This window comes from Curtobacterium sp. HSID17257, from assembly GCF_003989515.1.
Lineage (GTDB): Bacteria > Actinomycetota > Actinomycetes > Actinomycetales > Microbacteriaceae > Curtobacterium.
The window spans coordinates 37,469-48,505 of record NZ_RBLU01000015.1; the positions used below are offsets into that span (position 1 = coordinate 37,469).

10 protein-coding genes and 1 pseudogene are annotated in these 11,037 nt (G+C 71.5%); 5 read left to right on the forward strand and 6 right to left on the reverse strand.

What is annotated here, in order from left to right:
* The first annotated feature begins 100 nt into the window (after positions 1–100).
* Entirely contained in the window at positions 101–1,105 is a 1,005-nt protein-coding gene (locus D8M35_RS04520) for a glycerophosphodiester phosphodiesterase family protein (protein WP_126890775.1), read from the forward strand.
* Here D8M35_RS04520 and D8M35_RS04525 read toward each other — a convergent pair.
* The gene (locus D8M35_RS04525) at positions 1,088–1,648 is read right to left on the reverse strand and encodes a hypothetical protein (protein WP_126890776.1); all 561 of its coding nucleotides are present in this window, start codon (positions 1,646–1,648) and stop codon (positions 1,088–1,090) included. The two genes, D8M35_RS04520 and D8M35_RS04525, sit on opposite strands and share 18 nt — an antisense overlap.
* Positions 1,649–1,767: 119 nt before the next feature.
* On the opposite strand from D8M35_RS04525, the gene D8M35_RS04530 reads away from it, so the two are divergent.
* Positions 1,768–4,227, forward strand: a complete 2,460-nt coding sequence (locus D8M35_RS04530; protein ID WP_126890777.1) for an ATP-dependent helicase — start codon at positions 1,768–1,770, stop codon at positions 4,225–4,227.
* A gap of 21 nt (positions 4,228–4,248) precedes the next feature.
* Here the strand turns inward: D8M35_RS04530 and D8M35_RS04535 are convergent, their stop codons facing one another.
* The 5 genes from D8M35_RS04535 to D8M35_RS04555 all read right to left on the reverse strand — a co-directional run bounded on the left by D8M35_RS04535 (position 4,249) and on the right by D8M35_RS04555 (position 8,280).
* Positions 4,249–4,740, reverse strand: coding sequence for a GNAT family N-acetyltransferase (locus D8M35_RS04535; protein ID WP_126890778.1), 492 nt, complete (start codon positions 4,738–4,740; stop codon positions 4,249–4,251).
* 143 nt (positions 4,741–4,883) lie between these two features.
* Positions 4,884–5,519, reverse strand: coding sequence for a pyridoxal 5'-phosphate synthase (locus D8M35_RS04540; protein ID WP_126890779.1), 636 nt, complete (start codon positions 5,517–5,519; stop codon positions 4,884–4,886).
* An 18-nt stretch (positions 5,520–5,537) separates the two neighbouring features.
* The gene (locus D8M35_RS04545; protein ID WP_126890780.1) at positions 5,538–6,224 is read right to left on the reverse strand and encodes an NUDIX hydrolase; all 687 of its coding nucleotides are present in this window, start codon (positions 6,222–6,224) and stop codon (positions 5,538–5,540) included.
* Positions 6,221–7,774 carry a nicotinate phosphoribosyltransferase gene (locus D8M35_RS04550; RefSeq protein WP_126890781.1) on the reverse strand — a complete coding sequence of 518 codons (1,554 nt, stop codon included), beginning with the start codon at positions 7,772–7,774 and terminating at the stop codon, positions 6,221–6,223. The genes D8M35_RS04545 and D8M35_RS04550 overlap by 4 nt, the downstream gene beginning before the upstream one ends.
* Positions 7,771–8,280, reverse strand: a complete 510-nt coding sequence (locus D8M35_RS04555) for a phosphoribosyltransferase family protein (RefSeq protein ID WP_194074861.1) — start codon at positions 8,278–8,280, stop codon at positions 7,771–7,773. The genes D8M35_RS04550 and D8M35_RS04555 overlap by 4 nt, the downstream gene beginning before the upstream one ends.
* A gap of 90 nt (positions 8,281–8,370) precedes the next feature.
* On the opposite strand from D8M35_RS04555, the pseudogene D8M35_RS04560 reads away from it, so the two are divergent.
* The 3 genes and pseudogenes from D8M35_RS04560 to D8M35_RS04570 all read left to right on the forward strand — a co-directional run.
* Positions 8,371–9,069 (forward strand): annotated as a pseudogene (locus D8M35_RS04560) (M17 family metallopeptidase); the annotation flags it as partial.
* A 153-nt stretch (positions 9,070–9,222) separates the two neighbouring features.
* Entirely contained in the window at positions 9,223–10,596 is a 1,374-nt protein-coding gene (gene lpdA, locus D8M35_RS04565; RefSeq protein WP_126890782.1) for a dihydrolipoyl dehydrogenase, read from the forward strand.
* Between the two features lie 73 nt (positions 10,597–10,669).
* Positions 10,670–11,037: biotin/lipoyl-containing protein (locus D8M35_RS04570; RefSeq protein ID WP_342342908.1), on the forward strand; the 368-nt coding region annotated here is incomplete at its 3' end.

Consider the following 11,037-nt stretch of genomic DNA (forward strand, 5'->3'; position numbering starts at 1 on the left):
GTGGGCCGGCTGGGAACGGAGGGCTCGGGCTGAACGGATGTGTCCACAGGCACACCAGCGGGACACCTGCCGGCAGGGCGGAGCGGCTACGGTTCGGCGCATGACCCGTGTGATCGCCCACCGAGGAGCCTCCGGCCACCGTCCCGAGCACTCCCGGAGCGCCTACGAACTCGCCGTTGAGCTCGGTGCCGACGCGATCGAGCCCGACCTCGTCCCGTCGAAGGACGGCGTGCTCGTGCTGCGCCACGAGAACGAGGTGTCCGGCACCACCGACGTCGCCGACCACCCCGAGTTCGCACACCTCCGGACGACGAAGACGGTCGACGGGCAGAGCGTCACGGGCTGGTTCACCGAGGACTTCACGTGGGCCGAGCTCCGGACGCTCCGGGTCCGGGAACGCCTGCCCCAGCTGCGTCCGGCGTCGGCGGCGCACGACGGCGAGGAGGGGGTGCTGCGGCTCGAGGACCTGCTCGGCATCCTCGACGCGGCTCCACGCCCGGTCGGGCTCGTCGCCGAGGTCAAGCACGCGCACTTCTTCGAGCAGGCCGGGTTCCCGATGGCGCAGCTGCTCGACGACGCGCTCGGGGACGCCGGGTGGCGCGGCGACGACCGGCTGACGATCGAGTCGTTCGAGAAGACGGTGCTCCGTCAGCTCGGCTCGCTCGGCACGGGTGGTCGCCTCGTGTACCTCCAGGAGGCCCGTGGCAGCGCCGCGGACGAGGTCGCCGCCCACGGGTCGGCGGCTCCCTCGTGGGCCTCCGAGCGGACGGACGTCGCGCTGGCCGGGTTCGCCGAGGAGTTCCACGGCATCAGCGTCGACCTGAAGACCCTGATGGCCGGGGTCGACAGCGTCGCCGTCGACGACCCGCGGCCGGTCCGGAGCGTCGTCGTGGAGCGCGCGCACGCCGCCGGGCTCGCCGTCTACACGTGGACGCTCCGCCCGGAGAACCGGTTCCTGCCGGCGCCGCTCCGGCGCGGGGGCGACGTGGCGGCGCACGGCGACTGGGAGCGGTGGTTCACCTCGGTCGTGCGGACCGGGGTGGACGGGGTGTTCGCGGACCACCCGGACCTGGCGGTGCGGGCGCGGTCACTCGTCGGGGGTTGACGTCGCTCGGCCCCGGACCTCGTCGACCGAGACCACCGTCCGGTCGTCGTCGCCCACCACCCTGTGGTCGGCGGGCGCCCCGGATCGCAGCGCGGCCACCCGGATCGGCGCGGTGAACCGTGCCGTCCCGATCGCGGCGGCGAGCCCTGCCGGCACCGACACGAGCAGCGTCCAGCTCGGGGGCGGTGTCCACGAGCCGCTCCACAGTGCGACCACGACCTGCATGCCGAGCGCTGCCAGTACGCCGGCGAGCACCGCGTGGGCGACGATCGCCGTCGGCCGGTGGGCCCGACCGTGCACGAGCACTCGACCCAGCACGAAGGTGAACGGCACGGCCAGGACCGCTCCGGCGAGTGACACGACCCCGGTGGGGACCGAGACGAGCAGCACCGTGAGCGCGGCCGAACCCACGTCCGGAGGGCTGGACGCAGCCGCGAGCCACGCCGCGCCGAGCAGGGTCGTTGCCGGCGTCGTCACGAACGCCATCCAGAGCCAGCTCCGGAGCGCGAGCCCCACGGCGACACCTGCGGTCCACGTCCTCATGTCCGACAGCCTGTCCGCCGTCCGACCCGACCCCGGTCCTGGTGGCTCGCAGTGTGTCCGGCGGCCCACGGATCGCAGCCGCTGCGCCTGTCGGAGGGCGCGCCTAGACTGACCCGGTCATGACGATCGTGCTCGACCCCTTCGACCAGTCCCCCGAGCCGGGCGCGGGCAACCGCCCCGGCGGGTACGACGACCCGTTCACCGCGGGCCTCAACCCCCAGCAGAAGGAAGCCGTCGAGTACCGCGGCGAGTCCCTGCTCATCGTGGCCGGTGCCGGATCGGGCAAGACGAGCGTGCTCACCCGGCGCATCGCCCTGCTGCTCGCGAACCGCGAGGCCTGGCCGTCGCAGATCCTCGCGATCACGTTCACGAACAAGGCCGCCGCCGAGATGCGCGAGCGCGTGCAGGCCCTGGTCGGCCAGGCCGCCGAGGGCATGTGGATCTCGACGTTCCACTCGGCGTGCGTGCGGATCCTCCGGCGCGAGGCCGAGCGCTTCGGGTTCCCGCAGTCGTTCACGATCTACGACTCGGCGGACTCGCGCGCGCTCCTCAAGCGGATCATCAAGGAGCTCGAAGCGGACTCCCTCGGGCTCACCGTCGGGGCCGCGTCGTCGAAGATCTCGAAGCTCAAGAACGAGCTGCAGGACGTCGACACCTACGCGCGGAACATCAACGCGAACGACCCGCAGGAGGTCATGTTCACCGAGGTGTTCCGCCGCTACACGAACGAGCTGCGCCGGGCCAACGCCTTCGACTTCGACGACCTGATCGGGCAGACGGTCTTCCTGTTCCGTGCCTTCCCCGAGGTCGCCGCGCTCTACCAGCGCCGCTTCCGGTTCGTCCTGGTCGACGAGTACCAGGACACCAACCACGCGCAGTACGCCCTGATCCGCGAACTCACCCGCCCGGTGCCCGTGGAGCAGGTCGACAAGCTCGAGGACTCCGGGCAGCACGTCGCCCGCATGCGTGAGGCCGACGGGTCGATCGCCCCGGCGTCGCTCACGGTGGTCGGCGACTCCGACCAGTCGATCTACGCCTTCCGTGGCGCGGACATCCGCAACATCGTCGAGTTCGAGCGGGACTTCCCGAACTCGAAGGTGATCCTGCTCGAGCAGAACTACCGCTCGACGCAGACGATCCTCGACGCCGCGAACGCCGTCATCGCGAACAACTTCGACCGCCAGGCGAAGAACCTGTTCACCGACGTCGGCGCCGGTGACAAGATCGTCGGCTTCACCGGGTACACCGGCCACGACGAGGCGCAGTTCGTCGCCGACGAGATCCAGCGGCTGCACGACGAGGGCACCTCGTACCGGGACATGGCCGTGTTCTACCGGACGAACTCGCAGACGCGCGCGCTCGAGGAGATCTTCATCCGCTCGGCGATCCCGTACCGGGTGCTCGGCGGCACGAAGTTCTACGAGCGTGCCGAGATCAAGGACGCCATGGCGTACCTGATCACCGTCGCCAACCCGGCCGACCCGCTGTCCCTCCGTCGCATCCTCAACGTGCCGAAGCGCGGCATCGGTGCCGTCACGGAGACCGCGCTGCAGCGCTACGCCGACGAGCACGAGACCTCGATGCGCGATGCCCTGCGGCACGCCGACGAGCTCGGCTTCGGCCCGAAGGTGCGGAACGCCATCACCTCGTTCGCCGGACTGCTCGACGACGTCGCGTCACGCGCCGCCACCCAACCGGTCGTGGACACCCTGACGCAGCTGCTCGACGGCTCGGGGCTGCTCGAGAACCTGCGGAAGTCGCCCGACGCGCAGGACGCAGCACGCGCCGACAACATCGACGAGCTCGTCGCGGTGACGCGGGAGTTCCAGAAGAACAACCCCGAGGGCACCCTGTCCGACTTCCTGACCGAGGTCTCGCTCGTCGCTGCGGCGGACGAGCTCGACGACTCCTCGGGCACGGTGTCGCTCATGACGCTGCACACGGCGAAGGGCCTGGAGTACGACGCGGTGTTCCTCACCGGTGTCGAAGAAGACCTGCTGCCGCACCGGATGTCCGCGAACGAGCCGGGCGGCCCGGCCGAGGAACGGCGGCTCTTCTACGTCGGCATCACCCGCGCGAAGAAGTCGCTCTTCCTGTCGCTCGCGATGACCCGCGCGCAGTTCGGCGACGTCAACGTGGCGATGCCGTCCCGGTTCCTGCAGGAGATCCCCGAGGGCCTGGTCGAGTGGAAGCAGTCGCCGGGCATGGCGAACAGCCGCGGCGGCACCGAGCCGCGCGCGCTGAACGCCCGTCGCGGTGGCGGTCCGGGTGGCTTCAGCGGCGGTGGCGGCGGTGGGTACCGCGGCGGCGGCGGGTTCTCCGGCGGTTCCTACGACCGTGCGGCCGCGGCGGCGAAGACCCGTCCGAAGACGGAGTGGGCGAACCGGGTGTCCGGGCAGGTCCGCGACAACGGCGACATGGAGCTCGTCGCCGGCGACCGCATCAAGCACGTCGACTTCGGCGAGGGCACGGTGTCGGCGGTGACCGGGCAGGGCGCGAAGCGCATCGCCGAGATCGCGTTCGATGCTGCGGGTCGCAAGAAGCTCCTCATCAAGATCGCCCCGATCGAGAAGCTCTGACGGCAGCGAGCGAACCGGTGCTCAGCGCACCATCCGGACCGCGTCGAGCCCGTGCGGCCCGATCGGTTCGTGCTTGACGGTGCCGTCCCGCTCGAAGCCGTTCCGGCGGTAGAAGGCCTCGGCGCGCGGGTTGCCGTCGGCGACCCAGAGGAACGCAGGCGCCGTACCGATCGCGGCGTCGAGCAACGCTTGTCCTACGCCCGACCCGTGGTGCTCGGCGAGCACGTAGATGCCCTCGAGCTCGCGGTCGCGCGGGCGCTCGCCGCGTCCGGGCCCCGCCGACGCCCACCCGGCCACCGTGTCGTCGACGGTGGCGACGAGCACGTCGACGTCGGGCTCGGCGATGATCCCGCGCCAGCGTGCTGCGCGGGCGTCGACGTCGAGGGCTGCGAGGAACTCCGCCGGCAGGAGGTGGGCGTAGGCCTCGCGCCACGCCTGCACGTGCACGGCCGCGATCGCGTCGGCGTCCCGCACGTCGGCCGGTCGGACGGTGAGCGCGTGCGTGGTCCCCATCCGCCGACGCTACCGCGAGGCCAGCGCCCGGCGTCGAACCACGTTCCCGACGTCGAACCAGCACGGCCGCCTGGTTCGACGTCGAACCCGTGGTTCGACGTGCCGCGGCACGGCACGGAGCACGGAGGCCGCGCCGCGCCGCGCTACGGCTGCAGCCGCGCCACGTCCCAGCCGTCGCCGACGCGGACGTACTGCAGCCGCCGGTGCATCCGGTCGCGACTGCCCTGCCAGAACTCCACCACGTCGGGCTCGAGCCGCCACGCCACCCACCCCTCCGGCCGCGGGACGTCGTCGTCGCTCTCGTCGAGCAGCACGTTCGCGTCGTCGATCAGGTCCTGCAGCGTGCGCGGTTCGAGCACGTCCGACTGGTCGGCGATCGCGGTGGCGGCGCGGGACTTCGGCGAGCGGTCGGCGAACAGCGCGTCGGACTCCTCGTCGGACAGCTGCACGGCCCGACCCTCGAAGCGCAGCTGCTGCATGCTCTCGCGCCAGTACACCTGCAGCGCCGCGTGGGGGTTCTCGGCGAGCTGTCGGCCCTTCGGGCTGAGCGTCGAGGTGCCGAACACGAGCCCGTGGTCGTCGAGCCGCTTCACGTCGACGGTGCGGGCCGACACCCGGCCGTCGGCGCCGGCGGTCGCGAGGGTCATCGACATCGGCTCGGAGACCTCGCGGTCCGATGCGCCGTCGAGCCAGGCGCGGGCGACGTCGAACGGCGACGCGGGCGGCGCGTCGAACTCGGGCAGGTGCAGGGAGTCGTCACCGGAGAGCGAACTGGACATGCCTCCACCCAACCGCGCTCAGTCGGTCCACGTCCAGGTCGCCGGGGGACGCCCGCCCCGCCCGGTCGCCGTCGGCGCGGCGTCGGTGCGGGCGAGCGCGGGGTTCGTCCGGAGCGCACGGTTCAGGTTGCCGGCGTCCGGGGCGGACCCGTGGAGCGCAGCGTGCAGGGCTGCTGCCGCGCTGGTCGGGAACACGTCACCGAGCAGCGCGCGCGTCATCGGGACGTCCCGCCACAGCCGGGTGCGCACCTGGTCGAGGGCGGCGCCCACGATCGCGTCGTGGTCGAACGGGAGGCCCAGGTCGCCCCCGCCGAGCGGGTGCCACACCGCGGACCCTCCGCCCGGGGCCGCCGCCGCTCCCGCAGCCGGACTCGCCGTGTCCGGGGCCACGACGGCCGTGAACGCGATGCTGATCGCGGTCTCCCGTGGATCGCGGGACGGCGCGTCGAACGCCCCGACCTGCGTCAGGTGCCGCACCGCCCCGGTACCGATCCCGGCCTTCGTGCGCAGGGCGCGCCGTGCACCGTCGGCGAGGCGTTCCGCAGCGTCCAGGAGGACACCGGGCAGTGCCTCCCGGCCGGCGTACGGGTCGTACGCCCGACGCGCGGTGGCGACCCGCAGGCCCTCCGCCACCGTGAACGACACCGGGACGACGTCGATCGCGATGAGCGGCTGGTCGCGGGCCGCCGAGGGAGCGTCGGTCACGCCGACGCCCGACGGGCGGCGCGGGCCGCACGCTCGGCGCGGAGCGTCTCGCGCACGTCGGCGAAGGACTGGTGCACCCGGAAGCGGCCGTCGACCCAGACGGGCTGGAGGAGGCTGGTCGCCTCGTCGTCGGGCGTTGCCTGGTCGGTCTGCCGGATCTCGCCGGTCTCGTCGCGGTGCAGGGCGATGCGGCCCTTCGCGCTCTTCTTGCCGCTGCCGGTCTTCGGGTCCTTCTGGATGTCGACCGGTTCGCCGTCCACCAGGGCCCACGTCGCCTTCACGGCGCTGCCGAGGTTGTCGCGGGTCATGTACTGGTACGTGTACGAGCCGATGCCGAGCACGACGTTGTCGCTCGCGTAGCCCTTCGCGGCGAGGCGCTCGTAGATGCGCCGGGCCCGGTCGAGGGTGATGCTGTCGCCGTAGATGACGCCGATGTGCTGGTCGAGGACCTTGAAACCGCGCTCGTTGACCGTGTGGCCGAACAGCTCGTCGAGGAGCTCGACGACGCCCTTCTCCTCGTGGCTGCGCGACGGGTCGGTCAGCGCCGCCTGGTCGACGCCGTGCACGGTGCCGGTCACGATGTCCACCGGGTCGCCGGAGTCCGGGCGGATGACGAGCTTGCCGTCGCGGGCCGTGATGCGGTCCTTGAGCTGCGGGAGCGTCTCGGCGATGACCTTGAACAGGTCGAAGCCGTCGCTCACCGCCGAGACGATGCCAGACGGGTACACGTCGAGGATCTGCGCGAACGTCTCGAGCTCGCCGTCGGCGCCGCGGACGCACATCACGCTGTGCTCGGTCGCCGGGACGCTCGCCGCCACCCAGCCGTTGTCGCCCGGGTAGTAGCGGTCGATGAAGTCGAGCGACGGCATCGAGTCGGTGCCGAGGAACGACAGCAGGTGGCCCGCGCCGCCGGCGGCCGCGGACTCGATGCTCGTCTGCCCGCGGAACGAGAAGTCGTGCGCGGCGAAGTCGATGCTCGCCGGGTCGGCGCCGGTGCGCTCGGCCCACTCCTCCATGAGGTCGCGGTACTCGAGCGCCTTCGTGGCGACGGTCGACGGGTGCCAGATCGACGCCGACAGGGCGGTCTCGATGTAGTTCGGCAGCCAGAAGAAGTCGTCGAGGGTGTTCTCGACCGTCAGCGTCGCGACGCCGATCGGGGCGAGGGTGCCCTCGGGGAGCGCCCGGATCTCCAGCGGCAGGTAGCCGAGGCGGTGCAGCGCGCGGACGTGGTCGACGCCGATGTGGTTCGGGCCGAAGTAGCCCTGCAGCGCCTGCTCGAACAGCCGTGCGACCTCGTCCTCGTCGGCGGCGAAGAACGGCGCCCACGCCTCGACCAGGTACCGCTGCACGAACGCCTGCAGCCCGAAGACCACCGCGTGCGTCGACTCGGGCATGTGCGCGTTCGAGCGGTTCGTCCAGTTGATCAGGATCCGGGTCGTGCCCTCCGGGTAGACCTGCCGGTGCGAGTGCTTGTAGCCGTCGACCGCGAGCAGCGGGGCGATCGGGCTCGCGGTGGTGGTGCGGGGCTCCAGGCCCGTCGTGGTGGTCATCGGATCTCCTTCGTGAGGTACGGGCTGAGCGGGACGGTGCGCAGGCCCGGGACGTCCTGCTGCGCGGGGTAGCTGTCGGTGGTGACGATCTCGCCGAAGTGGTCGGCGAGCTGCGGGGCCCGGCCGGAGAAGACGCCGTGCGAGACCCAGAGGCCCAGGCGTTCCTTCGGCAGACCGGTCGCGCCGGCGAGTCCCGTGAAGGTGCCGCCGCCGTCGCAGATGTCGTCGACGACGAGCAGTCGACCGGTCTCGGGGAGGGGCTCGCACGAGAACCCGTCGAGCTTGCCGGTGTCCGGGTTGCGGTGCTTCTCGGCGCGGAACAGGGGGAGTACGGCGGCCTCGGCGACGAGCGACGCCCGGGTGACCGCGCCCTTGTCGGGGGCGATGATGCCGCTGTAGTCGGACCCGGCGAGGACCGCGTCGTGCACGACCTGCTCGCTCGGCACCACCGTGAGGCGTTCGACCAGCCCGACGATCACGGGCGAGTGCGGGTCGAAGGCGATCACCTGGTCGATGGCGAAGCCGTTCAGGACGTCCGCGTAGACCTTCGCGCCGAAGGGGAGGCCGCGGTCCTGCCGCGCTCCGGGCAGGTAGGGGACTCGGGCGGCCTCTCGCTGAAGCCCGCCGCGTCGATGCTCGGCATGAAGACCGACATGACCGGCGCCGCGACCGTGCTCGCCGCGACGATCGCCGCCGCGCGCCTCGGGCTCGACACGAAGATCACCGCGTGGCTCTGCCTCGCCGAGAACATGCCGTCCGGTTCCGCGACGCGCCCCGGCGACGTGCTCACGCTGAAGAACGGCAAGACCGTCGAGGTCACGAACACCGACGCCGAGGGCCGACTCGTCCTCGGCGACGGCATGGCGGCGGCATCGCTCGAGCAGCCCGACGCGATCGTCGACGTCGCCACGCTCACCGGTGCGCAGGTCGTCGCCCTCGGGGACCGGACGACCGGCCTGATGGGCAGCGACGACCTCGTCGCCCGTGTCCGCGCGGTCGCCGACGCCGTGTCCGAGCCGATCTGGCCGATGCCGCTGCCCGAGGAGCTCGACGCGCGCCTGGCCAGCGACGTGGCCGACATGGTCAACGCGACGGTCGGCAACCCGGCCGGCGGCATGCTCCTCGCGGGGAAGTTCCTCGAGCGCTTCGTCGGCGAGGGCATCGAGTGGGCGCACCTCGACATCGCCGGCCCCTCGGAGCACAAGGGCGGCGGGTACGGCTGGCTCGGCAAGGGCGCGACCGGAGTCATGGTCCGGACGCTCGTCGGGCTCGCAGAAGAGCTCCAGTCCAGGTAGTAGGTTGGTGTCCGGCGGGCTGCGCACCGACGCGCGTCCGCCGGAACCAGCGGGACGGGACCGGAACCATGCGGTCCGACCGTCGGACGCCGCCGCCGCGGTGTCCAGTGGGGTCCGACCGGGATCCCGACACGCACGAGGGAGTTGCACCAGGTGACGGAACAGACTTACGACGTCGTGGTCCTCGGTGGCGGCAGTGGTGGCTACGCCGCTGCGCTCCGGGCCGCTGAGCTCGGCATGAGCGTCGCGCTCATCGAGGGAGACAAGCTCGGAGGGACCTGCCTGCACCGCGGCTGCATCCCGACCAAGGCGCTGCTCCACGCGGCCGAGGTCGCCGACGCCACCCGCGACGCGGAGAAGTACGGCGTGATCGCCGAGTTCGCCGGGGTGGAGGTGCCGAAGGTCATCGACTACCAGCAGGGTGTCATCAACTCGAAGTACAAGGGCCTGCAGGGGCTCGTCAAGGCCCGCGGCATCACCGTCGTCGAGGGCTGGGGCCGCCTGACCTCGCAGAACACGGTGCAGGTCGGCGACCAGACCGTCACCGGCAAGAACGTCGTGCTCGCCACCGGTTCGTACTCGAAGTCGCTGCCGGGCCTCGAGATCGGCGGCCGCGTGATCACGTCCGAGACCGCGCTGAAGATGGACTACGTGCCGAACAAGGTCGTCATCCTCGGTGGCGGCGTCATCGGCGTCGAGTTCGCCAGCGTCTGGAAGTCCTTCGGCGCCGAGGTCACCATCGTCGAGGGCCTGCCCCACCTCATCCCCGCCGAGGACGAGTCGATGTCGAAGCAGCTCGAGCGCGCGTTCCGCAAGCGCGGCATCGAGTTCTCGCTCGGCGTCCGGTTCGACCACGTCGACCAGCACGAGAACGGCGTCGTCGTGACGCTCGAGGACGGCAAGACGTACGAGGGCGACGTGCTCCTCGTGGCGGTCGGCCGTGGCCCGCTCACGCAGAACATGGGCTTCGACGAGGTCGGCGTCGCGATGGACCGCGGCTTCGTCACCACGAACGAGCGCCTGGCCACCAACCTGCCGAACGTGTACGCCGTCGGCGACATCGTCCCCGGCCTGCAGCTCGCGCACCGCGGCTTCCAGCAGGGCATCTTCGTCGCCGAGGAGATCGCGGGGCTGAACCCGGTCGTCATCTCGGACACGAACATCCCGAAGGTCACCTACTCCGACCCCGAGGTCGCCTCGGTCGGTCTCTCCCAGGCCAAGGCGGAGGAGGAGTACGGCAAGGACAAGGTCGACTTCTACGAGTACAACCTCGCGGGCAACGGCCGCAGCCACATCATCGGCACCTCGGGTGCCGTCAAGGTCGTCCGTGTCGTCGACGGCCCGGTCGTCGGCGTCTCGATGATCGGCGCGCGCGTCGGTGAGCTCATCGGTGAAGCCCAGCTCGCGGTGAACTGGGAGGCGCACCCGGAGGACGTCGCACCGCTCGTCCACGCGCACCCGACGCAGAACGAGGCACTGGGCGAGGCCTTCCTCCACCTCGCGGGCAAGCCGCTGCACGCGCTGTGACGACCACGTCCACCGTGCGCACCGAGACAATGACAACCACCACCACAGCAACCCGCGAACAGGAGCCCACCCGATGAGCGAATCCGTCAACCTCCCGGCGCTCGGCGAGAGCGTCACCGAGGGCACGGTCACCCGATGGCTGAAGAACGTCGGTGACCGGGTCGAGGTCGACGAGCCGCTGCTCGAGGTCTCGACCGACAAGGTCGACACCGAGATCCCGTCGCCGATCGCCGGCGTCGTCGAGGAGATCCTCGTCCAGGAGGACGAGACCGTCGAGGTCGGCACCGCGCTGGTCAAGATCGGCGACGGCTCCGGCTCGGACTCCGGCTCGTCGGACGACAACGGCGCGGACCAGGACGCTGCCGCAGCCGAGCAGAGCGAGCCCGAGACGGCTCCGAGCACCGAGCAGGGCGAAGAGCAGAAGGCTCCCGAGCCGCAGCA

Coding starts and splice junctions, on each gene's coding strand:
- D8M35_RS04520 (WP_126890775.1), top strand. CDS start 101: ATGACCCGTGTGATCGCCCACCGAGGAGCCTCCGGCCACCGTCCCGAG.
- D8M35_RS04525 (WP_126890776.1), bottom strand. CDS start 1,648: ATGAGGACGTGGACCGCAGGTGTCGCCGTGGGGCTCGCGCTCCGGAGC.
- D8M35_RS04530 (WP_126890777.1), top strand. CDS start 1,768: ATGACGATCGTGCTCGACCCCTTCGACCAGTCCCCCGAGCCGGGCGCG.
- D8M35_RS04535 (WP_126890778.1), bottom strand. CDS start 4,740: ATGGGGACCACGCACGCGCTCACCGTCCGACCGGCCGACGTGCGGGAC.
- D8M35_RS04540 (WP_126890779.1), bottom strand. CDS start 5,519: ATGTCCAGTTCGCTCTCCGGTGACGACTCCCTGCACCTGCCCGAGTTC.
- D8M35_RS04550 (WP_126890781.1), bottom strand. CDS start 7,774: ATGACCACCACGACGGGCCTGGAGCCCCGCACCACCACCGCGAGCCCG.